General features: G+C 65.3%; 20 protein-coding genes, 2 tRNA genes and 3 pseudogenes. 12 read left to right on the top strand and 13 right to left on the bottom strand.

Annotated elements, in window-relative coordinates; genetic code table 11:
- A pseudogene (locus Q8W67_RS23895) lies at positions 1-498 on the bottom strand (transposase); the annotation flags it as partial.
- 24 nt (positions 499-522) lie between these two features.
- Between Q8W67_RS23895 and Q8W67_RS23900 the strand changes: the two are divergent.
- Together Q8W67_RS23900 and Q8W67_RS23905 are read left to right on the top strand one after the other, a co-directional pair.
- On the top strand, positions 523-1,071 hold the full coding sequence (locus Q8W67_RS23900) for a recombinase family protein (protein ID WP_370693945.1): 549 nt from the start codon (positions 523-525) through the stop codon (positions 1,069-1,071).
- 267 nt (positions 1,072-1,338) lie between these two features.
- Positions 1,339-3,228, top strand: a complete 1,890-nt coding sequence (locus tag Q8W67_RS23905) for a hypothetical protein (RefSeq protein ID WP_305550357.1) — start codon at positions 1,339-1,341, stop codon at positions 3,226-3,228.
- A 332-nt stretch (positions 3,229-3,560) separates the two neighbouring features.
- Here Q8W67_RS23905 and Q8W67_RS23910 read toward each other — a convergent pair whose 3' ends face one another.
- From Q8W67_RS23910 to Q8W67_RS23930, 5 genes are all read right to left on the bottom strand, one after another.
- Entirely contained in the window at positions 3,561-4,070 is a 510-nt protein-coding gene (locus Q8W67_RS23910) for a hypothetical protein (protein ID WP_305550358.1), read from the bottom strand.
- Positions 4,071-4,162: 92 nt separating this feature from the next.
- Positions 4,163-5,131, bottom strand: a complete 969-nt coding sequence (locus Q8W67_RS23915; protein WP_305550359.1) for a hypothetical protein — start codon at positions 5,129-5,131, stop codon at positions 4,163-4,165.
- A 475-nt stretch (positions 5,132-5,606) separates the two neighbouring features.
- The gene (locus tag Q8W67_RS23920; RefSeq protein WP_305550360.1) at positions 5,607-6,110 is read right to left on the bottom strand and encodes a hypothetical protein; all 504 of its coding nucleotides are present in this window, start codon (positions 6,108-6,110) and stop codon (positions 5,607-5,609) included.
- 454 nt (positions 6,111-6,564) lie between these two features.
- Positions 6,565-8,340, bottom strand: a complete 1,776-nt coding sequence (locus Q8W67_RS23925; protein ID WP_305550361.1) for a site-specific integrase — start codon at positions 8,338-8,340, stop codon at positions 6,565-6,567.
- Between the two features lie 92 nt (positions 8,341-8,432).
- Positions 8,433-8,522, bottom strand: a tRNA-Ser gene (locus tag Q8W67_RS23930).
- 134 nt (positions 8,523-8,656) lie between these two features.
- Between Q8W67_RS23930 and Q8W67_RS23935 the strand changes: the two are divergent.
- Together Q8W67_RS23935 and Q8W67_RS23940 are read left to right on the top strand one after the other, a co-directional pair.
- A pseudogene (locus Q8W67_RS23935) lies at positions 8,657-9,535 on the top strand (ISAs1 family transposase).
- Positions 9,536-9,665: 130 nt separating this feature from the next.
- Positions 9,666-9,739, top strand: a tRNA-Gln gene (locus Q8W67_RS23940).
- 530 nt (positions 9,740-10,269) lie between these two features.
- Here Q8W67_RS23940 and Q8W67_RS23945 read toward each other — a convergent pair.
- The 7 genes and pseudogenes from Q8W67_RS23945 to Q8W67_RS23975 all read right to left on the bottom strand — a co-directional run.
- The gene (locus Q8W67_RS23945; protein ID WP_305550362.1) at positions 10,270-10,656 is read right to left on the bottom strand and encodes a rhodanese-like domain-containing protein; all 387 of its coding nucleotides are present in this window, start codon (positions 10,654-10,656) and stop codon (positions 10,270-10,272) included.
- 11 nt (positions 10,657-10,667) lie between these two features.
- Entirely contained in the window at positions 10,668-11,579 is a 912-nt protein-coding gene (locus Q8W67_RS23950; protein WP_305550363.1) for an MBL fold metallo-hydrolase, read from the bottom strand.
- A gap of 19 nt (positions 11,580-11,598) precedes the next feature.
- Complete coding sequence (locus Q8W67_RS23955; protein ID WP_305550364.1) at positions 11,599-12,405, bottom strand: sulfite exporter TauE/SafE family protein; 807 nt, start codon at positions 12,403-12,405, stop codon at positions 11,599-11,601.
- Positions 12,405-12,863, bottom strand: coding sequence for a DUF6691 family protein (locus tag Q8W67_RS23960; protein ID WP_305550365.1), 459 nt, complete (start codon positions 12,861-12,863; stop codon positions 12,405-12,407). Before Q8W67_RS23960 ends, Q8W67_RS23955 begins: the two co-directional genes overlap by 1 nt.
- A 2-nt stretch (positions 12,864-12,865) precedes the next feature.
- Entirely contained in the window at positions 12,866-13,291 is a 426-nt protein-coding gene (locus Q8W67_RS23965) for a YeeE/YedE family protein (RefSeq protein ID WP_305550366.1), read from the bottom strand.
- A 696-nt stretch (positions 13,292-13,987) separates the two neighbouring features.
- Positions 13,988-14,311, bottom strand: a complete 324-nt coding sequence (locus tag Q8W67_RS23970; RefSeq protein WP_305550367.1) for a helix-turn-helix transcriptional regulator — start codon at positions 14,309-14,311, stop codon at positions 13,988-13,990.
- Positions 14,312-14,775: 464 nt separating this feature from the next.
- Positions 14,776-14,910: pseudogene (locus Q8W67_RS23975) on the bottom strand (IS630 family transposase); the annotation flags it as partial.
- A 412-nt stretch (positions 14,911-15,322) separates the two neighbouring features.
- On the opposite strand from Q8W67_RS23975, the gene Q8W67_RS23980 reads away from it, so the two are divergent.
- The 8 genes from Q8W67_RS23980 (at position 15,323) to Q8W67_RS24015 (ending at position 24,645) form a co-directional block, all read left to right on the top strand.
- Entirely contained in the window at positions 15,323-15,640 is a 318-nt protein-coding gene (locus Q8W67_RS23980; RefSeq protein WP_305550368.1) for a hypothetical protein, read from the top strand.
- 40 nt (positions 15,641-15,680) lie between these two features.
- The gene (locus tag Q8W67_RS23985) at positions 15,681-17,063 is read left to right on the top strand and encodes a PepSY domain-containing protein (RefSeq protein WP_305550369.1); all 1,383 of its coding nucleotides are present in this window, start codon (positions 15,681-15,683) and stop codon (positions 17,061-17,063) included.
- A gap of 25 nt (positions 17,064-17,088) precedes the next feature.
- Positions 17,089-17,481 (top strand): DUF2946 family protein, encoded by a 393-nt coding sequence (locus Q8W67_RS23990; protein ID WP_305550370.1) that lies wholly within the window; start codon positions 17,089-17,091, stop codon positions 17,479-17,481.
- A gap of 66 nt (positions 17,482-17,547) precedes the next feature.
- Positions 17,548-19,851, top strand: a complete 2,304-nt coding sequence (locus tag Q8W67_RS23995; RefSeq protein ID WP_305550371.1) for a TonB-dependent receptor domain-containing protein — start codon at positions 17,548-17,550, stop codon at positions 19,849-19,851.
- A gap of 153 nt (positions 19,852-20,004) precedes the next feature.
- On the top strand, positions 20,005-20,967 hold the full coding sequence (locus tag Q8W67_RS24000; RefSeq protein WP_305550372.1) for an ABC transporter substrate-binding protein: 963 nt from the start codon (positions 20,005-20,007) through the stop codon (positions 20,965-20,967).
- Positions 20,964-22,988, top strand: a complete 2,025-nt coding sequence (locus Q8W67_RS24005; RefSeq protein WP_305550373.1) for an ATP-binding protein — start codon at positions 20,964-20,966, stop codon at positions 22,986-22,988. The genes Q8W67_RS24000 and Q8W67_RS24005 overlap by 4 nt, the downstream gene beginning before the upstream one ends.
- Entirely contained in the window at positions 22,985-23,383 is a 399-nt protein-coding gene (locus Q8W67_RS24010; protein ID WP_305550374.1) for a response regulator, read from the top strand. The genes Q8W67_RS24005 and Q8W67_RS24010 overlap by 4 nt, the downstream gene beginning before the upstream one ends.
- Positions 23,380-24,645, top strand: a complete 1,266-nt coding sequence (locus tag Q8W67_RS24015; protein ID WP_305550375.1) for an adenylate/guanylate cyclase domain-containing protein — start codon at positions 23,380-23,382, stop codon at positions 24,643-24,645. The genes Q8W67_RS24010 and Q8W67_RS24015 overlap by 4 nt, the downstream gene beginning before the upstream one ends.
- Positions 24,646-24,795 lie beyond the last annotated feature (150 nt).

Raw genomic sequence — 24,795 nt, forward strand, 5'->3', positions numbered from 1 at the left:
CTGCCTGCAGCAGCGCGGTGACACGGCGGTAGCCGTAGCGCCCGTACTCGGACGCCAGGGCGACGATGGCGCGGGTCAGCGCATCCTCGTCGGCCGGCAGTGTGGGCACGTAGCGCTGCGTGCCCCGGTGCTGGCCGACCATCCGGCAGGCGTGACGTTCCGAGAGGCCGTACTTCTCCCGGATGCCATCGACCGCCTGCCGGCGTCGCTCGGGGGCTATAAGTTTCCCGCAGCGACGTCCGCCAGTACCTGCTTTTCCAAAGACAGATCCGCCACGAGCCGCCGCAACCGAGCGTTCTCGCGCTCCAGGTCCTTCATCTTCCTGGCCTGGTCGACTTGGAGGCCGCCGTACTCCTTGCGCCAGCGGTAATAGCTCTGCTCAGAGATCTCCGCCTCCTTGCACGCCAGCGCCAAGCTCTTGCCCTGTGCTGTCTGCACCTCGATCTGGCGCAGCTTCAGCACCACCTGCTCCGCGCTCGTCTTCTGACCTCGCCGCATGTCCTACTCCTTCGGTCCTGGCTGATCCTCTCAATCAGCCCGGTCCAAAGCCAGCCGGTCAGGTCACTCTCCATCCAGGAGGTCACTCTACGCGCCGCGGGCTGCGAGCTGATCCGGGCCGAGAAGAAGTCCGGCGCCTCTACCGAGGGCCGTACCGAGCTGCGCACCCTGATCGACTTCGCCCGGAAGGGTGACACCATCGTTGTCACCCGGATCGACCGGCTTGCCCGCTCGATCGCGGACCTTGCCGGGATTGTCCGGGAGTTAGAGGCCAAGGGCGTGGCCCTCCGCGCCACTGAGCAGCCCGTGGACACCAGCACAGCCGCCGGTAAGGCGTTCCTTGGGATGCTGGGCGTCTTCGCCGAATTTGAAACGAACCTCCGGCGGGAGCGCCAGCTTGATGGCATCGCGAAGGCCAAGGCCCAAGGGGTCTACAAGGGCCGTCCCGCCTCGATCAATGCCGCCGCTGTGAAGTCTTTAGCCGCGGAGGGCGTGGGCGGGTCCGAGATCGCCCGCCGGCTAGGGATCGGCCGGGCCAGCGTCTACCGTCTGCTGAACGGCAAGGCAGCATGAGAGGTGACATAGCCCAGTGCAACCGGTTTCACTGGCCCATTTTGGCAACAACGAGCGACCGCTAGGGAAGGGATCCTGCTGGCCAGCTTCCGGGGCGTGCAGTCACGGAACCTGACAATCGCTCCGATCGCGAATGTCGGCAATTTCGCGCCTAGGCTATATGGCCCTACGACGACATCGACGGGGCGTCGAGCGTAGCTGCAATATGGAGTGCCATCACCCTCGTTGCGGCTTGGGCTGCAGCTGGAAGCAGGGTAACGGACGAATATGGCCGCGAAGAAAGACCCTGTTCTTAAGCCGGAGCTTAAGGAGCAAATCCAGGCGTTCGAGCGGGAGCTCGACGCGGCGCTTGGCGGCTTGTCAATCCGATCCTGGGCCGCGACGCCGACGCTAAGGTTGGCGGCCGAGGTCTACGAGCAATTCGCGGTTCAAACCGACCACCCCGGTGGCCCCGGGCACATCTCCCGCGCCATGGACGTCTTGGCACCGCATCTAGTCAGCGGCGGCGAGGGGTACACACCCGACATCGGAAGGAAACAGGACGGGGTCCAGCTTTTCGCTGATCTTACTTTCGCTGGACATTACTTTATGTTGAGGGATTACCTCTACTACGCCTACAATGCAAAGGGCGCGCTCAGCTGGGCATTTAGCGAGGATCGCGTCGATATCCGGTTCGCTGACCCCAGTATCCCGCGGCAGTTCTTCACCGTTTTTAATGACATGGTGATGAATTCAGTCGACCTGTTCGGTGCGTTCGAAACGGACGCCGCGAAGATCCGCAGCTTGCTCGAGAACGAGGCCGAAGGCGCCGAAACGCCCAACACGATCGCCGCATGGGCGCTGATCGAGCGCGAGGTGGACCTTAAGCTTAGCGCCTATTTTAATATCCTGCCCGACGACAGCGCCATCGACCTTGGCGGCTATAGCTACGCCGAATTCATGGCGATCTATCGAGCTCTGACCGCCAAGGCACTCTACCACCGCTACTTGGCCAGGGACCAAAACGCCGTCGGCGCGATCTACATCTCGCATGACGAGTTCGCCTCCCTTGCAGTCGCCGATCTCGGCATTGCGCGCGCCCGGATCGACGCAATCCTAAAGGACCTCGTGTACGACGCCGACGCTGCCACCGATCGCCTGGACGGAGCCTACTTCTCGCTTTTCCGAGAAGGCGGCCACGACGGCCGCATCGTCATGCGCCCGCACCATTTCGCCGTCGATGAAGGCTTGGTGAACCTCCTACGCGTCGTGGCACAGCGCCGACCACAAATCTTCCTGAACGCGGTGAGCAACTCCTTAGGCGCGGCCTTCGTGCGGCGAGTTAAGGCCGCCTGGGAGGCTGAAGGCTTCACCTGTCACGCGGAGGTACCTCTGCGCGACATCGATCCGAAGCTCCCCGACATCGACCTCATGGTCATCTCGGAAGAGCCGACCTTGGGGTACGTAATCTTCATTTGCGAACTGAAAAGCCCAATTCCACCGAAATGGGCGAAAGATCAGCTGAAGGCGCTCAACAAGGACAGTGTCTCGAAGGCGTTTCACCAGGTCAGAATGTTGCAAGCATTTCTAAGAACGGACGAGGGCATCACTTTTATTCGCGGCTATCTTCCCAAGGACGGGCATCCATATTTCAGCGGATTTATTACCGTTCTCGATCACTTGGTGATCACCTCCGACAACGGCGGTATGTTTTTCGAGGCGGAACAGACCAAGATCATCAACTTCCGAACCCTGGAGCGGCTGCTGCGGCGGTCCGATGGCGACATGGCGCTTATCCAGAACGTCCTTGCAACTTATCCTGAGATGGCCGGCAAGACGCTGCGTACCGCCATGACCGAGTTTCAACTCAACGGTCGCACCATCGCTTATGAAAGCGTGACAGACGGGCCACTCCTCGATTTTCCGCAAGGGGAATGGCGGAGTTCGTCGACCCGCCAGCAGCACATCGAAGAATTCCTCGCCAGCGGCCTCCACCCATTCGACGTCTTTGGCGAAGACGGTGCTGAGCGACTGCATGCCATCAGCGAGCCTACTATCTTGAACGTATCCTCAAACCGTCCGGGAACAGCGTCCGATGGATTGCGAAGCGAACCCTCGGGAAAGACGGCCGGCGAACCGGACATCGCTTCGCTTCCTTCCGGGCAAAATTCCGATTAGCCCGAGGAAGTCTGGGAGCCGCTCATCAAGCCACAGACTTTGCCGCCGGTGCCGCAGCGAGCATTAGCAGGCCGTTGAAAAAGTCGAAATGCGTCTCAGAAGATCGAGACGACATACTGCTGGTAGGTGCTGTTTCCATATGTCCACACCAGATGTAGACCCAAATTCCACCCGTCTGGACTTTTTCAACACCCTCTTAGACAAGCGGGGCAATCACAACAACCGCTGCGTCCCCTGCAGTGTTGACCCGACCGACATTCAGCGTTCGATTTTTTGATCTTTAGCATGCGAATGATCATGAGCGATGTCCTGATCGCTCAGCGAAACTCTGATCATCGATTGGCGAGGTGCATGCGCTCTACCAAGAAGTACAGTCCATGAAGAGTTATGATAACTATTTTTGCAACGAAAAATGTGAGCCAACCTACAGCGGCATACCTTACAACGGCCAAGCTCATTTGTACGACGCCGCCATCTTTGTGAGCGTCACCAATCGCGTCGATCGTAGGCGCTACCTCGATGATGGCGATGCCGAGGAAGGTGGCGACGAGAGATATTGCCGTGAGATACGAAAAAAGATGGCAAATGAACACGCGCATTGTCATCGGGATATCGAATGTTTCCCCGCTGCGCATCACTCGCAAGGTGGGAGGGGGCTTGCCCGGCATTTGCTCGTCGAGAGATGGGTTGCTGAAGGTGGCGGCTGCAGCCAGCGCCGCAATGAAAAAACCTGGCAGCGTACCAATTACCTGCAGGATATAGTCCACGTATTTCTTGTCGCCTAATATGGTGGGACGAACGGGCAGCAACCAGTACACAATAACCAGCGAGACCGTGATCAACGCAGGAAGTGTCGTCCGCAAAAGCCTTAGTTCGCGGCTTTGGATGTGCCGGAATGCGAACGGTCGCGTTAGTTGGTACCAAAGCACGGCTTTTACTCGCCGCGCTCGCCTATCAATATCGAAAGCATTCGTTCCTCCATATGCGGCACGATCCGCTCTGAAGCGTACGCCAGCGGTGGGTTAATATCACTCAATATCGTATACTTGATGTACTGCACAGCATCTAAATTCATATTATCCAAATCAAATTCAACGGTCTTGGGGCTATTATGCGGGTCCACAAAACTGATGCGACCTTCCGTGTAATCTCCTCGATGGCTCGCAAACACGCCTTTGAGACGCTCCCACCTTCCCTCCGCTGGTATGTCCTGTTTGACGCCCAGCGTGAGTTGGTAGGTTTCCTCAACGAGGTAAGGGTCATCGCCGAAGGGCGTTTTTTCTCGGCCTTCGATCAGGCTCACGTGTCGGATGCGCCCATTCTCGATATCCTTGATTAGGCTCGGAGATGGATGACCGCCCAACCTAATGAGCGGAAGAAAATTAATTCGCTTAGGCTGACCGTTGCGCTCCCTTACACCGCCGGGGTGGGGAAACGAGAACCGGCTCTCCTTCACTTTGTACTCGTTCCGCATCAAGTGGTTGAGCAGGTACTGTATGTGTGCCGCACCAACTCTACTGACTGATTCCAGCATACAGAGATACGTATCCGCCTTATGCGGCTTGAGTGACATGACCATGTGCGCCGAGTGATTATTACCCTCACGATCGGCCTTCTTGAGGATCTTAGTCTTTCGCGTGTCCAAATCCCCATAAGCAACGTCGGCCATGCGCCTATCAATCACTGAGATCAGCATCGTTGCCGAAGCGCTGTCCTCGTCGATGTGCATGTCATTAATTTGATACAGCACATCCCCTCTCTGACGGTAGTGAAAGGCTTTGTCTGCATCTTTATGTTCTTGCCAAACGGAGAGGAGATCGGCCAGAGGCGGCACATGTGTAGATTTGCCCAGTTTCTTAATCACCAGGTCGAAAAAGAGGACGCGTCGTTCGGTTGCGTGCATGACACTCTGGCTGCTGACTTGGCCGTATGGTGCAACCCTAGCGAGCATGTAGCGGCCTCACAAGCGCTGTTCATTTTTTGTTCTCATGCAACCTGATAGCATCCCCACCTGAGTTTGAACAGCAGGGCATCTGTGAGCACGTCCAGCTCCACGCTTAAGCGACGGATGAGCTAGAGCGGGCCTGTGGGCTCCTGATCAAAGCTCAATCAACTGTCGCCCGCTGGCGCGGGGCTCCGGCGCTTTGACGTCAGCTCGGCTTCCCGCTCTTCTCGTTCCTCTCTCGCCCCCCGCTCACCTGCTCGGTCGTGAAGTGCGTCGTTCACCGCTGACCGAATGTGTGATCCACCGTTGCTCACCCGATGCACTGGCCGTTGAGGCTGCGGAAGCCGGGGCTGCGGCAACCGCCGCCGGATTGGACTAAGCGATGGCTGTGGCGGTGACAGACGCCAGGTGTCGGTGAGGGCCAGCGCGCGCCTCATGTCGTTGGCTGCGCCTGACAAATGATCGTTTCCGGATAGGTGTAGAAGGCGAATGTCACGTCGCCCTCTGTAACCTCGTGGTCCTTTCGGCCTGAGCCGATCAGCGCCAACGTGAATTTTACAACCTTCGCGGCGGGCCATCCCGGGCGCAGCGCCCCCACAAGAGCGCGGCAGGTCTGGTCGAACACCTTCCGGCGCGACACGTCTTTTAGGTCGAAGCGTTGCCAGCGTGTGATCGCAAGCCCGGCGTTCGTGCCGCGGTCTAGGACATTGGTGGTGAGCGAAAAATCCATGCCGAGCTTCCAGACGCAAGTGCCCGCGAGGTACTTTGGCTCGCCACACTCGGGCTGACCCCAGTCGACATGGTCGCCGATCCGGGCGGATGCGGCAGTCGCGCGGGCGCCGAACTCCGAGGCCTCGACGCCGAGGTTTTGGGCACGGAGCGATGTGGATGCGACTAGGAGTGCCGCCCCGAATGCGATGCGAACTGTGCGCCTCATAGCGGCTGATCCTTCGACGAGCCGAAACCTTTGGTCGGCGGGTCGTGATCCCGTCTCATCGTGTTCTTAGCCGTCTGGGCGCTTTGGTAGCAGTGTCGGAGACTGCCGTCGCAGCCGCGAACGTTGGGCATACGAGGCGTGGCAGACGCCGGCTCGGCGGTGATCATCAGGGGTACCATCAAGGTGATTAGGATCAGTAGGGTGGATCGTATGGACGAGAACCCACCGGCTGAGGAGCGCCGCCTAAACGAGCTTGGCCATATAGAGAGGAGATCGAATTACGGAGTTGATCGTTTGAAACAAGGATGAGGCTCCCCCCGCAAAAGGGCCCCGGTGTCGTTCCGAACTTTTAGCCCGACGGGTGCTTCCCCTGCAGGTCGGCGACTTTCAGTGAAACCGGTTGCACCCGAGATCAATGGCCACTTCCCCCACGTCCTAGATGCAGCACCAGGCATCAACCGATCGCGAGATGCGACATGTCGAGCCCGTCATACCGAATGCGCAGCATATGCTCTTGGAGGACGGGCGCGGTGATCCGCCCGCTTCCATAATGTTCCTCCATCCCGCCACGAACCCATCCGCCCAACGCCGTCACCACGTCGGGCGGTACGCTCGCCTCGCGCATCGCGTCCCTGAAGGTATGCCGGAACGAGTGGAAGGCGTTGCGGTCGCGCATGACCCCAGCATCCGCGAGGAACCGCGAAAACCATTTTGAGAAAGGGCTAAAATATCCATCTGCGCCGCGCGCAATGTCCGGGAACAGTCGCTCGGCACCTGTGTTGCGCATCTGCTCGACATGCTGGGCGAAGCCGATCCGCTCCAGCATCGGATGCACCGGCACATACCGCTCGCCAGCCTCGGTCTTCACCCGCTTGCGGTCAGCATCGTCAACGTCGTCGCCGTCCGCCACGATGAAGATGCATAACACGCCCTGGAACAGCCGCACGTCCTCTGTGCGCAGCTGAGCAATCTCCCCCTGGCGCATGCCAGTGTAGAGCCCCACCAGCGGGATCCAGAACCGACCGCGTCGAGGTTGGTTCGGTCCCGGCTTCGCGTAGCCGCCCTCGTCATCTTGGCAGCCAGTGTACAGCGGAGCGTGAAAGATTTTGCTCAGCTCCGCGGAGGTGAACGGATCACGCCGGTGGCGCTTCTTCACGCCCTTGATGGCGAGCCGCTTAGCCGGATTTTGGGTGATCCAACCCTCACCTTCAGCGTAGTTGAAGAGCGTCGCCAGTGCATCCAGGTAATGGTTGGCCGTGGCCGGACGCAATCGATCGGTTTCTGGTGTCGCCAGCTTAGCTACATCCAACAGATCCTTGCCAGGAAAGCGCTTCGTCGCGTTAGGCGGAAGTGACTGAACTATCGCTCTGAACGCCTTACACTCGTCTCGACTAATTTCGCGGACTGACCGATCCGCTCCGAACATCTCGCTCGCAAGCCTGAAGACGGACGCATAGGTCTGCTGGAGCTTTGTGATCCGCCCTGCCCGCTCGGGCTCCGCTCGAAACGCCGCGATGACCTGAGCCAGCGTCTTACCGTTCGGTTCGGCCCGCGGCCGGAACAACGGATCGAACACCACTTCCTGATAGTCGCCCATCAGGCGCGCTCGACTACGCTGGATGTCCTCCAGCTGGCCTCTGCGAAGCAATGCCAAGAGCTGGCGGAACTGCGCTGAAGCTGCGTCCTCCCGGGCCACCAAGAACGGCAACCGTGATCCGGCGGCGCGGATCGGATTGAGCTGGTGCCGCACAAGTCGAACATCAGCGGCCCGTAGAAGGCGGATCGCGGTCTGATACGCCGCATCAAGGCCAAGATCGCTCTGGTCGTTCAATGCGCTTTCGTCCTGGTCCAGGTTGATCAGCGCTTCGTCCCGATCGAGCGGCACCGCCATCTCGTGCCGCCGTTCCCCCTCCGTGTTCACGGCCTCGAACCACGCCAGGGCCATTTGCTGGATGTTGGCCTCACTGAGCGAGGTCAGTGACACGCTCCCGACTGTGTCACGGTCGTCGGACGATGCTCGATCGCGGACGGCCCGGCATTGCTTGTCGAAAGCGTCTGCCTCATCCCGTACCCGGCGCTTCGCCTCCGCCAGATCGGCGGTGCCGAGGCTCTTTGTGACCTCCCGCTTGCCGAAGTGGACAACGAGATCGAGGGGGACCCTGGCGCGGAACTGCCAGTTCGCCGTGCCCTTGCGGCGCGCAAGGTATGTGTGCCGACCCACGTCCTTCATGCTCCGTGCGTACACCGATGTGTAGCAGTCGCCCAGTCGTAAGCCGTTGATTTCGGTGCACTTCGTGGCGCGTCAGCCACTTAGCGGAGCGCTGGCGGAAGGGGTGGGATTCGAACCCACGGTGGAGTTGCCCCCACGGCGGTTTTCAAGACCGCTGCCTTAAACCACTCGGCCACCCTTCCCGGCCGCGCCTGCGGCATTCCGGTTATGGCTGTGCCGGACGCCACGTCAACCAGAGAACGCCCGGATGACAGAGCAATCGCTTGAACGGACCTTGTTCCTATGTTGCGTTTTGCGTGATTGATAAGGTGCCTTGATCCGGGGGCATCCAGCGTCAGGCAAGGCGTCGGTGGACCAGTTTACGGCGTTGGAAGATCCGCGCCAGATTTGGACGGTGATCTATCGGCTACCGGAGATCATGCTGCTGATGCTGTGCGGGACCCTCGAGGCGGAGGATTTCGTCGAGCTCCAGCGCTGGGGTCTGGAGAAGCCGGGGTTCCTGCGCAGAATGCTGCCCTTCCGGCATGGCATCCCTCGCACGGCACTCTCAACGCCGTCCGGAACGCGCTTGATCCGCGCCTGTAGTCGGAGTGCTTCACCGGCTGGGTCGAGGCTCTGCGCGCGGCAGACGCCGACATCGTCGCCGTCGATCGCAAGCACTCGCGCCGCACCCGTGTCAGCGGCGGCCATCCGCTCCACGTCGTCTCAGGCCGGGGCACGCGCCAGCGCCTGGTGTTGGGCGAGGAGGCGCTCGGCGAGAACGCCACCGAAATCGTGGCGATCCCGCTGCTGCTGCGGCTGCAGCTGACGGGAGCCCTGGCGGCGATCGACGGCCCGGGCACGCAGACCGCCATCGCCCAGACCATCCTCGACGAGGGGGCCGACGATATCCTCGCCCTCAAGGGCAACTGGCCCAGGCTCGCCGAGAAGATGCGCCTGATCTTCGCAGAGCCCGGTAAGGCCACGCTCGACAGCCACGAGACCACCGACCTCGATCTGGGCGCTCGACGTCGTCTTCCACCACGATCTCATGCGCCTGCGTGACGACGACTGACCTCAAAACATTTCCATTATCAAACACATGGCCATGAACCTCATCCGCACCGCAACGGGAAAGGCCAGCCGCAAGAGCCGTCGAAAAGCCGCTGCCTGGAACCACAATTGCCTCAGGGCTATCGTCACACGGACCGCTTGAGGCCTTCAGGCGATCGCACTGCCCCGGTTGACCTCCCAAGACATTCCGCCTATTCCACCGCGCACACCCGAGGCCGCTGAACCGGCGCGGGTGCTGTTCGGTCGCGAGAGTGTCAGGCAGACCGGCGCTTTGGGGGATAGTTTAACGGTAGAACGGTGGACTCTGACTCCTCTAGTCCTGGTTCGAATCCAGGTCCCCCAGCCACCTAAAATCCGAAGCCATTCAGATAAATGAGCCTCTCGCGTAGCCGGCGTGCGGATTGAGCCTGTCGCTACAGTCATTTGCTACTAAGTCCGGTCCATAGGACGGCGAGTGAGCGGAGTGCCGGGGCTACCCGATCTCGTCCTGCGAGGGACGGACTTCCATTTCGGACGTGGCGTCCAGGATGACTTGGGCAAGCTCATTCGGCGAGGCGCTCTCGTGCGCAGCCTCGCGACATCGGACAAGCGCCATGCCAAGTGGCAGGCCAAACGGTCATACCGCGCGCCGCAGCAAGCGTGTTCTATGCCCTTCGGGCGACGCCGATGCTGATTGACGCCGAACTCGCCCACCTCCTGCTGAACATTGGTGGCTCGGGGAATCTGCACACCGAGCCCCGTGTAACGGACATTTCTTCAGTTCACGTCAGCTCGTGACCCATACCTTGGGATAGACGCGGACGCTTGCCACCAGGTGGCTATCTGCATGCTCAGGTTAAGAATCGTAGGGTGCGAGCACGGATGCGGTTTGCGCGGTCACGCTCGTTCCACTGGCACGCCCGCCTTCTCCAGGGCTGAGAAGCCCCCGGCGATGTGGGACACGGGGCCCAGCCCCATGTCCTTGAGCGTCTTGGCGGCCAAGGCCGATCGGTTGCCCGAGGCGCAGTAGAGAACCAACCTCTTCCCACCGCCGAGTTCGGCGTTGTGGGTTGGGCTTGCCGGATCTACGTGGAACTCCAGGAACCCTCGTGGCACGTGGACAGAACCGGCGATCTTGCCGGTCTTGCTCAACTCCTCGCCCTCGCGCACATCGACGAACAGGGTGTCCGGCTGGCGAAGGCGCGTCAGCGCCTCTTCGGCCGAGAGGGTCTCCACCTCCGCGTTGGCCTGCGCCACCAAGTCCTTCGCGCTTTTCATCCTCATGGTCACCTCCGTCATTCGTCCCAAGCCGCACCCTCAAGGGCATTCAATGGGATCTTCAGGTAGCGCTTCCCGTTCGCCTCGGGCTCTGGCAGGCGGCCGCCCCGGATGTTCACCTGCAGGGCGTGCAGGATGAGCTTGGGCATCGGGAGTCCGCGGTCGCGTGCCTCACGCATCCGCACGAACGCATCCTCTGTCCTGTTCTCGGTCAGGTGCCGGTTCTCGAAGCGTTGCTGGGCGACCGTGCTCTCCCAGGCCGCGTCGCGCCCGTCCGGGCGGTAGTCGTGGCCGGTGTACAGCCGCGTGTCCTCCGGCAAGGCCATGATGCGTTGGATGCTGCGCCAGAGCGCGTGCGCGTTGCCGCCGGGGAAATCGGCCCGCGCCGAGCCGCTGTCGGGCATGAACAGCGTGTCGTGGATGAAAGCGGCGTCGCCGATACGATAGGCGATGGAGGCCAAGGTGTGGCCCGGCGTGAACATCACCTCGGCGTCCAGGTTGCCGATCCGGAAGCGCTCGCCGTCGGCGAAAAGCCTGTCCCATTGCGAGCCTTCGGTCCGGAACGTGTCAGGGAGGTTGTAGAGCCCTTTCCAGAGCTTCTGCACCTCGACCACCTTCTCGCCGATGGCGGTGGGGACGCCCGTCGTGTCATGCAGGTAGCCGGCCGCCGAGAAGTGGTCTGCATGCGGGTGGGTGTCGAGGATCCACTCAAGCGCGTAGCCCTCTTGCGCGATATGGTTGAGCAGGGCGTCAGCCGAACGGGTGACGGTCGCGCCAGACTTCGGGTCGAAGTCGAGCACTGGGTCGATAATGGCGCAGCGCTTCGTCTCAGGATCCGCGACGACATACTGGATGCTGCCGGTCGGCGCGTCGTAGAAGCCCGTCACGATGGGGTGCCCGCGTAACGACGCGGCAGCCTGGTCCGTCATGAAACGCCTCCGTCCGGGTTCAACTGGTCGCGCCGAGGAGCGGCAGGGCTCCGCGGGCAACGATGTAGAGGCCGACCAGGATCACGAGGCCGGCGAAGGTGAGGGTCAGAGCGCGCTTGTGCCCCGCGAGACGCTTGCCGAGGCTGGCACCAGCGAGGCCGCCGAGTAAGCCGCCCAGAATGAACAGGCCGGCGAGCGGCCAGTCGATCAGGCCGGACGCAGCGTAGCTTGCGGCGGTGGCCGCCCCGAAGGCGCTGACCGCGACCAGTGAGGTGCCGATGGCCATGGGCAGCGGCATGCCCGTCGCCAGCATCAGGCCCGGCACGATCAGGAAGCCGCCGCCGATGCCGAAGAAGCCGGAGAACAGGCCCACCGCGAATCCGATGCCGAGCAGCCAGGGCAGGAGCACCGGGGCGCTCCGCCGGGTCAGGCGCACGTCCGGATCGCCGGCGCTGCGCCGTTTGCGCAGCATCAGGCCGCCGACCACCAGCATCACGACGCCAAAAAGAGCAAGCAGGCTCTGCCCGTCGACCGCCTTGGCCGCAGCCGCACCAGCGAGCGCACCGAGGACACCGGCGAGCGAGAACGCCCCGGCGCACCGCCACTTCACCATCCCGGATCGCCAGTGCGGGACGAGGTTGCCGGCTGCGCTGAACGAGACCGCAAGGGCGCTGGTGCCGATGGCGACGTGGGGCGAGCTTACGCCGACCACGTAGGTCAGGAGCGGGACCGCCAGGATGGAGCCACCCCCGCCGACAAGGCCGAGGATCAGGCCGACGACACCGCCCGAGCCGGTCGCGAGACCGGATGTCAGCACGCCGGACATCACGCATCCACTCCCGCGGGCGCGGTCTCTGCGGTCGGCCGGGAGGCAACCCCCGGCATCAGACGAAACAGCAGCATCCCGGCGACCATGGCGGCCACGAAGGTCGCAGCCTGGGCCGGCACGACCGTGAGGAGGGTCAACGCCGGCCCGGGGCAGAGGCCGGCCAAACCCCAGCCGACGCCGAAGATCGCAGCCCCCGCGAGCAGGCGCGGGTCGAGGTCGCGCCGGGTCGGGATCTCCAGCCGGGGTGCGAGCAACGGCCTGCCGCGGCGCTGCGCGGCGCGGTAGCCGGCAGCGGAGACCGCGACGGCGCCTGCCATGACGAAGGCGAGGCTCGGATCCCAGCGCCCGGTCACGTCGAGGAAGGCCAAGACCTTGGCCGGGTTGGCCATGCCGGAGACGATAAGGCCGAGGCCGAACAGCAGGCCGACGGCGAATGCGGAGGCGATCCGGCCCATGTTCAGGCCCCGATGAGATGGCGGGTGACGAAGACCGTCGCGATGGCGACGGCCATGAAGGTGCCGGTCGCGACGAAGGAGCGGAGCGAGCCGCGGCCGATGCCGCAGACGCCGTGGCCGCTGGTGCAGCCGGCCCCGAGCCGCGCGCCGAACCCGACCAGCAGCCCCGCGACCGCCAGGAGCGGAAACGAGGCGCCGACCGTCGCCGGCGGCAAGCTGAAGCCGGCACCGACGTAGGCAAGCGGCGCCAGGACCAAGCCGGCAAGGAATGCGAGGCGCCAGCCGGCCCCGCGCGACGGCGGGGCTAGCAGCCCGCCGAGGATGCCGCTGATGCCGGCGATCCGCCCGTTGAGAAGCAAGAACAGCGCGGCGGAGGCGCCAATCATCAGGCCGCCCGTAACGGCTGAGATCGGGGTGAAGTTGTCCATGAGGCTCATTCCTGGCCCGCGCTCACCCGGGATCCACAGGTGACCCGAGAGACTGGGAGGGTGCGATGATGAAGGCGGCGCTCGGGGGAAGCGAAGCGGTAAATTAGATTTATCTTATTTAGAGTTATCTAATATGATGTCAAGCGTTCTTCGAGGTCTCATCCGACATCCGAACGAACGTGCGATACGATCCCAGGCGCTGTGGAGCGGGTTCGGCGGCACACCAGCAGCGGCGTCGCACCCTGGCCATGGGCGCAATGCTGCTGTTGGGCGGCGGCGGGGCTTGTGCCCTGACCGCAGCGCCTCAGGTCGCGTAGAAGAAGCCGGCCTGCTGCAGTTCCGGCAGGGTGCCCACGGCGCCCGGCGTGAGGACCACGCCGGGCAGGAGATGGTTGGTCAGTTCCGCCGCCAGCTCGTCGTGCGCGAACTTGTCCGGGTCGAGCCCGTGCTTGATCAGCGCGCCGGAGCGGATTGCGCCTTCGCCACCGGTCTGACTGCGCGGTGCTTCAGGCGGAGATCCGCAGAGGTGGCTAGCGCTCCGGGCCTTCGAATGGAGGCGGTCGCCTCGGGAAGCCCGCCCGCGAAGATGCCCCCAGGGTGGCGACCGCGTTGTCAGGCAGGCCTACGGCTTATGGCGAGGCACGGCCTCATTGCAGGTTCGGACGGATGCGGCCACCGGTCCGGTGGTTCGTGCGCTCAGCCGAGGTCCGGACAGAAGATCTCCTTCAAGGTCGCGAGCACGCGTGCGGCCCGCGGATCCTCCAGCCGGTAGTGCAGAGTCTGGCTCTCGCGCCGGAACGCGACGAGCCGATCCTCACGAAGCTTGGCGAGGTGTTGCGACAACGCTGATTGGCTGAGTTCGACCGCCTCGGCGAGGCTGGTTACATCCATCTCGCCGCGGGCCACCAGCAGGCACAGGATGAGCAGGCGCTTCTCGTTGGCGAGCAGGCGAAGCAGGCGCGCCGCGTCTGCCGCCTTGTCTTGGAGGCGCAGCAGATCGGGAGGCGTCACGGCATCCATGGGAGCAAGCTCTTATAAATTAGAATTGACTTATTTAGCATGACCTAACATGTTGAGGCCAGACGCATTCTACCATCCCCGGCGGCCTTCGTGGCGAGAGAACGCCCTGCGATCAGAGCCCTGTTTGGCGCTCCGGCGCGCACGGGACCTTGACGAAACGCTGTCCGCTCGCGTCGCAGCTGTCCTCGACCCGAGTGAACGTTTCGGCGAGCCGCTTCCCGGCGCTCAGCAGCCTGAGCGGTGCTCTCTCCCATCCCCACAGGATCCCTCATGACCGGTTCCAGAGCCACCGTCGTCATCGTTGACGGGGGGCCGGCGGCCTGCTCGAATCCGACGCGCGGCCGCTGAAGCCGAATCCCGACGAACGCCCAAGTCTCCGCAGGGCTCGACATGCGCGGGCTCCGGGCCCTGTTCCCGATCCGGCAGGGGGTGCGTGCCGGCGCGGACCAAAAGCGCGATGGACGCCGAGCGTCGGCTGACCCGATGGCCTCGCGCACGCCAGCGACCCTATGCGAGCGCAGGTTGTCGAGGATGACGGTGTCGCCGCGTTTCGGAACCGGGACCAGGGTGTCGGTGCCGTAGGCGCGGAAGTGCTCGCCGTTTGATCATTGTGTCGGCGCCGCCCGGTTCCCGGCACGACAACACTTGCGCATCGCACCAGAGGATCGATTACAGCGGCTCGCTAGCGCGGCGTCCGCCTCCTCGCCGAGGGCATTCATCTGCTGCGTCTGGGTATCGCCCTCGGGGACGTTGAACTTGATCGCCCCTCACCGCTGCGGGAGGTGCCTAATGGCGGCGTCAGAGCCGGATCCTCGGTAATGGACCGGCCGATCGGGTCGTTGGCCGTCGCGAGCCGCGTCTTCATGATGGCGAGCGGCGTGTGTAGCTCGTGCCCCGCGTGATCGCGGGATGGCCTCGGAAAACCGATTTCCACTTTTCCGCATCCTGTACTAACACCAGAGCATGCGCCGGTGCCTGCCCCTGTCGGTTCGAGGCCGCGCGATCATCGGGATGATCGCGCTCTACGCGCTGTTGCTCCAGGCCTTCCTGGGCTTCGCCACGCCCGCCCGCGCCTTCGCGCTGCCGGGGGAGGTGCTGTGCGCCGAGCACGCATCGGGAGGTCCGCTCGACGGGACGGCGCATATCCATGCGCATCCGTGCTGCACCCTGGCGCAGGTCGGGACCCTCGCGCTGCCGACGGCCGATTTGGTCGCCGCCGCTTGGCCGTCAGCGCCGGCCGTGCGCCTGGCGTGGCGCCCCGAAGCGGAGCGTCCGAAGACCGGCCCGCCCGTCCGCACCGGTTCTGCCCGAGGTCCACCCGCGGCCTGACGATCACACTTATCGATCGCTCAGGCCCGGACCCTTTTCCATGTCGATCCTCCTGCACGGCAGTGCCCCCGCGTTCGGGGCTACCGCCGCTCTTCGCGCCTCGCGCGAAGCCGTCTATCGCGCCGTGTGGCGCTGGCACTTCTATGCCGGCCTGCTGTGCCTGCCGTTCCTGATCACGCTGTCGGTGACCGGCGCGCTCTACCTGTTCAAGGACGAGATCAACGGCAGCCTGTTCGCCTACCGGACCCGAGTGCCCGTGCCGGAGATGGCGCCCCTCGGGCCGGACCGCCTGATCTTCAACGCCCTTCAGGTCGAGCCGGCAGGGATGCCGGTCTCCTACACGGATCCCGCCAGTCCGGATGCTTCCGCCCTGGTCACTCTGACCGAGGGCGGCCGCAAGGTACTCGTCTACCTCGACCCCTATACCGGCTCCGTGCTGGACCGCGTCGACCGCGACGCGGAGTTCATGATGGTCGTGCGCAGGCTGCACAGCCTCAGCTATTTCGGCGCCTTCGCCAACGCGGCCATCGAGGTGGTGGCAGGCTTCGCCATCATCCTTGTGGTCACGGGCCTGTACCTGTGGTGGCCACGCGGCCGGACGGGCGGCGTCGTGAGCCTGCGCGGCACGCCGGTCAGGCGGGTGTGGTGGCGCGACCTGCATGCCGTGACCGGGCTCGTCGCCGGCGGCGGCCTGTTCTTCCTGGCGATCACAGGGCTGCCCTGGTCGATCTGGTGGGGCCAGCAGCTGCGCACGTGGTCGAACGCCGCCGGACTCGGCCAGCCCGCCGCCCTGTGGGCAAGCCGGCCCGTCTCGAGCGTGCCGATCCGCGAACGGTTGCCGGATGCCGGCTGGACCCTGCAGGACGCGCCGGTCCCGCGCTCGCATGTGGCACCCGGTCCGGCCGAGACGATCGGCATCGATCAGTCCGCCGCCATCCTTGCCCGGCTCGGGATGCCGCGCGGCTACGAACTCGCTCTGCCGGTCGGGGTCGACGGGGTCTACGCGGCGGCCGCCTACCCCCACGACGTCGCCCGGCAACGGATGATCTCCCTCGATCAATATACGGGCGCTCCGCTGGTCGACGTGCACTTCGCGGATCTCGGCCCGGTCGGCCGGGCGGTCCAGTACGGGATCGGGATCCACAAGGGCGAGCATTGGGGCCGGGCGAACCAGTTCGCCATGCTGGCCTTCTGCCTCGCCACGATCCTGCTCGCCGTCACCGCCGGGACGATGTGGTGGAAGCGACGCCCGGCCGGCGGCCTCGGCGTTCCGCCTTGGCCGCGCGACCGGCGCACGGCCGCGACCGTGACCCTGCTGGTCGCCGGGCTCGGCGCGCTGTTTCCCCTGACCGGCCTCGCGATCCTGGGAATGCTCGGGCTCGATCTGGCCGTACAGGCTGCCCGCAGACGGTTGGCGGCCTGATCCGACGATCGCGGGCTCGAGGCCCGTGCCGACCGTCCCCGCGCCAGCCCGCACGCGACCCGGACTCCTCGGGACCGCGCTGATCCTGCTCGCCCTGTGGGTCCAGGCGCTCGCGCCGGTGGCCGCCCTGCGGATGTCCGTGAGCCCGCCGGACCTGCTGCCCAGCGCCATCCTCTGCGGTCACGGCCCTGGAGGCGCCGAGCCGGGCGTCTCGATGGAACAGCCGGTCGTGCCGCCGTCCTGCGACCTGTGCCGGCTGTGCCGCGCCGGGATGACCCCTCCGCCCCTGCCGGCGGCCCCGATCGTCGCCCGCTTCCTGCGCTGGATCACCGTGGCGTGGCCCGTCCCGCCCCCGTCCCATCCGGCACCGCCCCCCCGATTGGCCGGACAGCCCCGCGCACCGCCCGTACCCGCCTGATCGCCTCCCCTCGCGACGCGGCAGCCTTGCCGCGGGCTCCATCGACCGATCAGACGAGACTTGACGATGTTGATCAACCAAGCCGCCTTGCGGTTCGGCACGCTGGCCCTGCTGCTCGCCGGCAGCGCCCTCCCCGCCTGCGCGCAGGATGCCGTCACGCTGGAGGAACTCTCCGTGGTGGGCGAGGCCAATCCCGGCCGCTCCGCCGCGATTGCCTTCGGGGTGGCCGCGCCCCCGGGCTCGGCCCCCTCCGTCATCGAGCACCCGGTCGGCCAGGTCGTCACCGGGATCGGGCGCGACGACACCATTGCCGACCGGCCGGCGACCAGCATCGGCTCGGTTCTGGTCAACAGCCCCGGCGTCACCATCCGGGAGGGCAATGGCGGCCGCGACGTGGTCATCTCGATCCGCGGCAACAATGCCCGCTCCACCGGGGTGATCAAGAACACCGTGGTGCTGGAGGACGGCTTCATCCTCACCCAGGCGGACGGCGCGTCCCGCTTCGACCTGACCGATCCGCGCGCCTACAGCCGCATCGACGTGTTCCGCGGGCCGCAATCGCCCCTGTTCGGCAACTATGCCACGGGCGGCGCCATCGCGTTCCGCACCCGCACCGGCCGCGAGATCGACGGCTACGAGATCGGAGTCGACGCCGGCAGCTTCGGCTACCTGAGCAATTACTTCACCGTCGGTGGCGTCAGCGGACCGTTCGAGATCAGCCTGTTCGCCAGCGATGTCCGCGCCAACGGCTTTCAGGACCACGCGAGCTACGACACCCAGACCATCAACCTGTTGGCGAGCTACACCCCGACGCCGGACAACCGCTTCACCCTGAAGGTGATCAACAACACCCTCGACACCAATCTCGCGGCCCGCTCTTCCCTGGCGCAGTACCGGATCAACCCGTATCAGCGCGGCTGCGCGGCCGCAGCGAGCGCGGCGCCCGGCTGCACGACCTTCAACCTGTTCAGCAACGGTGCGTTCGGCACGACCGTGCCGGTGACCGCCGACGAGGGGGGCTTCGGGCGTAACGATCGGCGAACCATCGTGGCGGCGCGCTGGGAGCACGATCTCGACGCCTTCACCACCTGGCGGACGCAGCTCGGCTTCGACGAGCGCAATTTCGACCAGCCCGTGTACACGAATGCCTACCGGGGCTCGTTTCCGTCGTGGAATTTCCTGACCGACCTGACGCGGCGCGGCGACCTGTTCGGCTTGCCGGCGGTGGGCTACGTGGCGCTCGCCTACAACACCATCGACAACCATACCACCACGTACAATCTCGCGCCCTATGGCGGCCCACGGCTCGGCGCGCTGATCGGCGACCAGGCGGCGGTGCAGTCGAACCTGGGCGGCCGGGCACGGCTGGAACTCGCCCTGTCGGACCGCTGGACCGCCTTGCTGGGCCTCAGCGCCGAGAGCACCGGCATCACCGGCCGCAACGTCGCCTACGGCTACGCGGCCAGCGGCGCGACCCGGACGGTGGCGGATGCAGACCGGACTTTCCTCAACGTCGCCCCCGAATTCGCCCTGGTCTTCCGGCCCGACACGGCCTGGGCGCTCCGCGGCCGGGTCGCCACCGGCTACACGACGCCGGCGGCGAGCAACCTGTTCGTCACGCCGGCCGGGCTGCCCGGCAACAACACCCAGCTCCAGACCCAGGAGAATCTCGGCTTCGACCTCGGGGCCGACTGGAGCCCGATCGAGAGCCTGCGCCTGAGCGTGACCGGTTTCTACGAGTTCTTCCGCAACGAGCTCGTCTCGCAATCGCCCGGGGCCGGCCTGCAAGCCTACACCTTCAACGCGCCCGCCTCCGAGCACCGTGGCATCGAGGTCGGGGCCGACTGGGCCTTCGCGCCGGGCTGGCGCGGGACGCTGGCCTATACGTTCGATGACCAGATCTACACGCGCTACACCGAGCAGCTCAGCGCCGGCAGCCTGACGCGCCGGTTCGACCGGGCCGGCAACCAGATCCCCGGCGTGCCGCCCCATCAGCTTCTGGCCCGCCTGGGATACGACGTGCCGTCCGGGCCCCTCGCCGGGCTCGGGGCATTCGTCGAGACCGTCGTCCAGAGCGATTTCTACCTCGACAACGCCAACCTGCTGAAGGCGCCGGGCTACGCGATCGTCAACGCAAACGTGCACTATTCCAGGGAACTGACCGGCGGTTACGCAAAGCGGCTGAGCCTTTACGTGGAAGTGCGCAACCTGTTCGACACGACCTATGTCGCCTCCGCCCAGAACCTCGCCAACTCCATCAGCGGCACGACCGGCCTTCAGAACGGTGCCGCGGTGCTGGCGACCACCACGGGATCCGTGTTCGCGGGTGCGCCGCGAAACATCGTCGGGGGGATGCGTCTGGCATTCTGATAACCGGGTCCGCGGGACCCGCGTGGAACCGCGGCCAAGCTTGCACTAAGCTCAGAGCCGCGTGGCAGAGTCGGGCCGAGCGTACGGCCCGGCCTGTGCTGCAACGCCCGATGACGGAAGAGCCGGCGCGGTGGTTAGATGAGGCGGAGGACCGTGATCGCTGGGCTGTCCTGGGCCGCCGCCGGATGGCCGCTGGCGCCGCGGGCGGACGAGCCGGCCCTGGTGGTGGCGCTCTGGCCGTTCGCGGATGGCAATGCCGAGGGTCATGCGCTTTCTGCAATCTTCCGGACGGCCCTGCGGGACCGCGGGCAGACGACCCTGCGCATCGAAGATCGCTGGGGCGGGGCCGATGTCGAGCGCACCGGCGTGCTCGCTGCCGAAATCGTCCAATCGGGGCCGCAGGTCATCTTCGCCTTCCTGAACGCGCAGCTCTCCGCTCTGTCTGCGCTGAGCCGGACGATCCCGATGATCTTCGTGGGCGCGTCCGACCCGGTCGGGTCCGGATACGTCGCGAGCCTGCAGAGGCCCGGAGGCAACATCACGGGCTTCACCCTGTACGAGGCGTCGCTGGCCGGGAAGTGGGTGGCGGCCCTCAAGGAGGCGGCACCGGCGATCCGGCGCGTTACGCTCCTGTCCAACGCGAGCACGGAAGTCAGGCGCGGCAACTTCTACTCGGAGGCGCTCAGGACGGCCGCGGCGGCCCTCGGCATCGAGCCGGCCGTCTGCATGGTCGGGAGTGCGGGCGAGATCGAGCCGGTCGTCGCGGATCTCGGGCAGCGGGGGGATGCGGGGCTGATCGTGGCGCCCGGCACCTTCAGCGAAGCGAACGGCGACCGCATCGTCGCGCTCACGGCGGCCCATCGCGTGCCGACGGTCTTCGCCATCCGGCGCTTCGCGCATCGGGGCGGCCTCATGTCGTACGGACCGGATCCAGCCGACGCGGTCCGCCGCGCGGCGGCCTACGTGGATCGCGTCCTGCGGGGCGAGAAGCCCGCGACCCTTCCGGTCCAGGCGCCGACCAAGTTCGACTTCATCGTGAACCTCAATTCGGCGCGGGCCCTGGGACTGGAGATTTCGTCGGCGCTGCTCGCCCAAGCCGACGAGATCGTCGAATGACGAATCCCGGCATAGACGCGGTAGCGCCAAGCCGGCCCGTGCCGGCCAAGCGGTTTCGTCTTCCGCTGTCGGCGAAATTCGCGGTCGCCTTCGTCGGCCTCGTGAGCCTCGTTCTGCTCATCAACGGCGCCGTCGACCTCTTCCTGAACTACGGCGACGCGAAGCGCACAGCGATCGAGGTCCAACGGGAGAAGGCGCACGCGGCCGCGGAACAGGTCGAGTCCTTCATCTCGGAGATCGAGAGCCAGATCGGTTGGACGACCCGCGCCGAGTGGCGCCGCGTCTCTCCGGAGCAGCAGCGCTACGACTTCATCCGGCTCCTCCGACAGGCGCCTGCCATCACGGAGGTCGCCTACATCGATCCCAGCGGCAAGGAGCAGTTGCGTGTGTCGCGCCTGGAGCCGGACGTGGTGGGGAGCGGAAAGGATTTGTCCAAGTCGCCGCGCTTTACCGGCGCGATCGCGGACAAGACCTGGTTCGGCCCGGTCTATTTCCGGCGAGGCTCCGAGCCGTACATGACCGTCTCGGTGGCGCATGCCGGGCGCGACCCGGGCGTGACCGTGGCCGAGGTCAATCTGAAGCTGATCTGGGACGTGGTCAGCGGGATCCATATCGGCACGGACGGCTACGCTTTCGTGGTCACCGCCAACGGACGGCTGATCGCCCATCCGGATCTGAGCCTCGTCCTGCGGGACACCGACCTGTCGGGCCTGCCAGAGGTGGCGGCCGCGCTCTCCGCCCGCCGGTCCGGAGCGACGCCGGACGCGGCGGATTTCGAGATCACGACCGCACTCGAAGGCGGATCGGTGCTGGCGGCCCACGCCACCATTCCGCGCGTCGACTGGATCGTGTTCGTGCAGCTCCCGCTTCGGGAGGCGATGGCTCCGCTCTACGCGTCGGTGGTGCAGACCCTGTCGTTGATGGGGCTCGGCGTGCTCCTCGCGACGGTGGCCGGGACCTTCCTCGCCCACCGCATGGTCGTGCCGATCCGCCAGCTCGAAGGCGGCGCGGAACGCTTCGGTGCCGGGGACCTCTCGGAACGCATCGTGATCCGCACCGGCGACGAGATCGAGACGCTGGCCGATCGGTTCAACCTCATGGCGAGCCGGGTGCAGGATTCCTATGAAACCCTGGAGGCCAAGGTCGAGGAGCGGACCCGCGACCTCAACAATTCCCTCGACGACCTCCAGAAAGCCCAGAGCCGTCTCGTTCAGTCCGAGAAGCTCGCCTCACTGGGGCAGCTGACGGCGGGCATTGCGCATGAGATCAAGAACCCGCTCAACTTCGTGAATAACTTCGCGTCGCTGTCGAGCGAACTGGTCGACGAGTTGCAGGAGCTGGTTGCGCCCGCGCCGCTCGATCCGAAAACGCGCGCGGACGTCGACGAGATCGCCGACTTGCTGAAAAGCAATCTCGACAAGGTCGTCCAGCACGGCAGGCGCGCCGATTCGATCGTCAAGAACATGCTGCTGCACTCGCGCACCGGATCCAGCGAGCATCGGCCCGTCGAGATAAATGCTCTCGTCGAGGAGAGCCTGAACCTGGCCTATCACGGGGCCCGGGCGGCGCAGCCCGGCTTCAACGTGACGCTCGTCCGCGATTTCGATCCGGCGGCCGGCGTCGCGGATCTTTATCCGCAGGAGGTCACGCGCGTCCTCCTGAACCTGATGTCGAACGGGTTCTACGCCACAGAGAAGCGCAAGGCCGAGAGTGGAGCGTCCGACTACGAGCCCACGCTGGCGGTGGCCACGCGGGACCGCGGCGACTATGTCGAGATCCGGGTGCGGGACAATGGCACCGGCATACCGGACAGCGTCAGAGCCAAGATTTTCGACCCGTTCTTCACGACAAAGCCCGCCGGAGAGGGTACGGGACTCGGCCTGTCGCTGAGCCACGATATCCTGGTGAAGCAGCACGGCGGGACGGTGGACGTCGCCACCGAACCCGGTCAGTTCACCGAGTTCACGATCACGCTGCCGCGCGACGGCGCGAAGACTGTCCAGCCCAAGAGCACGCCATGAACGTCCTCATCCTCGTCGTGGACGACGAACCCGACGTCACCGAACTGTTCCGGCAACAGTTCCGGCGCGAGCTGCGTGCCGGCCGCTTCGAGATGGCCTTCGCGCATTCGGCCGCCGAGGCGCTCGCCCGCGTGGAGGCCTCGACCGGTCCGAGCCTGATCCTGATGTTCTCCGACATCAACATGCCGGGCATGACCGGGCTCGAACTCCTGCCGCTGGTGCGGGCGGCGCGGCCGGACGTTCCGGTCATCATGATCACGGCCTACGGCGACGCAGAGACGCGCGATAAGGTCCTGGCCGGCGGCGCGGTTGGCCTGATCACGAAGCCCATCGACTTCGCCCTGCTGCGGGCCGAGATCGACCGGCGGCTGGATTCTATCGCGGGGCCGCTATGATCGGCAGCCTGCCCAGCGCCAAGATCCTGGTCGTCGACGACGAGCCGGATTTGGAGGCGCTGATCGTCCAGAAGTTCCGCCGCGAAATCCGGAGCGGCTTAGTCACGTTCCTGTTCGCGCATGACGGCCACGAGGCGCTCGACCTTCTTGCCGAGAACCGCGACGTCGACATGGTGGTGTCGGACATCAACATGCCGCGCATGGACGGTCTGACGCTGCTCGCCAAGCTGCAGGAGAGCGACGACAGGCCGTCCACCATCATCGTCTCCGCCTACGGCGATATGGCCAACATCCGCACGGCGATGAACCGCGGCGCTTTCGACTTCCTCACGAAGCCGATCGACTTCACCGATCTCGAGACGACGATCGAGCGGACGCTTCGCCACGTCGGGCTCTTGCGCGAAGTCCGCCAGCGGCAATCTCTGGCCGAGCGCGCGCACGCCTCGCTGGCGCGCTACTTCTCGCCCAATCTTGCAGAGCGCCTGGCCGGCGACGCGTCGGGGCTGGAACTCGGGGGCGTCCGGCGAGAGGTGGCCTCGCTGTTCACCGACATCGCCGGCTTCACCGGGCTGGTGGAAAGCCTCGATCCGGCGCAACTCGCCGAGATCCTAAACGGCTATTTCGCCGAGATGACCGACCTCGTGTTCGCACACGAGGGCACCGTCGCCAAGATCGTCGGCGACGCCATCCATGTGCTGTTTGGGGCCCCGGGGGATCAGCCGGACCATGCGGCGCGGTCCGTTGCCTGCGCCCTCGCCCTCGACGAGGCCGCGGAGCGCTTCCGGGGGCGCTGGCGGGAACGGGGGATCGAGATCGGGGCGACGCGGATCGGCGTGCATGCCGGGCCGGCGATCGTGGGCAATTTCGGCGGCGGCCGGTACTTCGACTACACGGCCTACGGCGACACCATCAATACGTCCGCGCGCCTGGAGAACGCCAACAAGGCGTTCTGCACGCGGATCTGCGTCAGCCAGAGCGTGGTGATCCGGGCCGGGCAGTTTCGTGGCCGGCCCGTGGGCGATCTTGTCCTGCGCGGCAAGCAGAACGCGCTGCGCGCCTTCGAGCCCCTGACCGAGGGCGAGTATGACGAGCGGACGCTCGGCCGCTACCTGGACGCCTTCGCCAAGCTGGAGGCCGGCGAGGCCGGCGCCATGCCGGCCTTCGCGGCCCTGGTGGGACTGCGGCCCGACGATGCCCTGGCTGGATTTCACCTGAAGCGCCTGCTCAACGGGGCCTCCGGCACGCGCATCGAAGTGCGCTGAAGCCGTTCCACGAGCAGGAGTGCCCTCGACCGGCAGGCCGCGATAGCCGACACTCGCATGCCTCCGAGCGCCGCACCGAGGGAGCGATTGACGGGATGCCCGTTCCTTTGAACATCCGAAGTCCCGACGATCGTTTTTCCCGCGCACGGC

It is taken from the genome of Methylobacterium sp. NEAU K (assembly GCF_030700285.1).
In the GTDB taxonomy this organism is placed as follows: Bacteria; Pseudomonadota; Alphaproteobacteria; order Rhizobiales; family Beijerinckiaceae; genus Methylobacterium.

Coding starts and splice junctions, on each gene's coding strand:
- Q8W67_RS23925 (WP_305550361.1), bottom strand. CDS start 8,340: ATGAAGGACGTGGGTCGGCACACATACCTTGCGCGCCGCAAGGGCACG.
- Q8W67_RS23995 (WP_305550371.1), top strand. CDS start 17,548: ATGTTGATCAACCAAGCCGCCTTGCGGTTCGGCACGCTGGCCCTGCTG.
- Q8W67_RS24010 (WP_305550374.1), top strand. CDS start 22,985: ATGAACGTCCTCATCCTCGTCGTGGACGACGAACCCGACGTCACCGAA.
- Q8W67_RS23955 (WP_305550364.1), bottom strand. CDS start 12,405: ATGTCCGGCGTGCTGACATCCGGTCTCGCGACCGGCTCGGGCGGTGTC.
- Q8W67_RS23945 (WP_305550362.1), bottom strand. CDS start 10,656: ATGAGGATGAAAAGCGCGAAGGACTTGGTGGCGCAGGCCAACGCGGAG.
- Q8W67_RS23920 (WP_305550360.1), bottom strand. CDS start 6,110: ATGAGGCGCACAGTTCGCATCGCATTCGGGGCGGCACTCCTAGTCGCA.
- Q8W67_RS23970 (WP_305550367.1), bottom strand. CDS start 14,311: ATGGATGCCGTGACGCCTCCCGATCTGCTGCGCCTCCAAGACAAGGCG.
- Q8W67_RS23960 (WP_305550365.1), bottom strand. CDS start 12,863: ATGGGCCGGATCGCCTCCGCATTCGCCGTCGGCCTGCTGTTCGGCCTC.
- Q8W67_RS24015 (WP_305550375.1), top strand. CDS start 23,380: ATGATCGGCAGCCTGCCCAGCGCCAAGATCCTGGTCGTCGACGACGAG.
- Q8W67_RS23985 (WP_305550369.1), top strand. CDS start 15,681: ATGTCGATCCTCCTGCACGGCAGTGCCCCCGCGTTCGGGGCTACCGCC.
- Q8W67_RS23965 (WP_305550366.1), bottom strand. CDS start 13,291: ATGGACAACTTCACCCCGATCTCAGCCGTTACGGGCGGCCTGATGATT.
- Q8W67_RS23980 (WP_305550368.1), top strand. CDS start 15,323: ATGATCGCGCTCTACGCGCTGTTGCTCCAGGCCTTCCTGGGCTTCGCC.
- Q8W67_RS23915 (WP_305550359.1), bottom strand. CDS start 5,131: ATGCACGCAACCGAACGACGCGTCCTCTTTTTCGACCTGGTGATTAAG.
- Q8W67_RS23905 (WP_305550357.1), top strand. CDS start 1,339: ATGGCCGCGAAGAAAGACCCTGTTCTTAAGCCGGAGCTTAAGGAGCAA.
- Q8W67_RS23950 (WP_305550363.1), bottom strand. CDS start 11,579: ATGACGGACCAGGCTGCCGCGTCGTTACGCGGGCACCCCATCGTGACG.
- Q8W67_RS24005 (WP_305550373.1), top strand. CDS start 20,964: ATGACGAATCCCGGCATAGACGCGGTAGCGCCAAGCCGGCCCGTGCCG.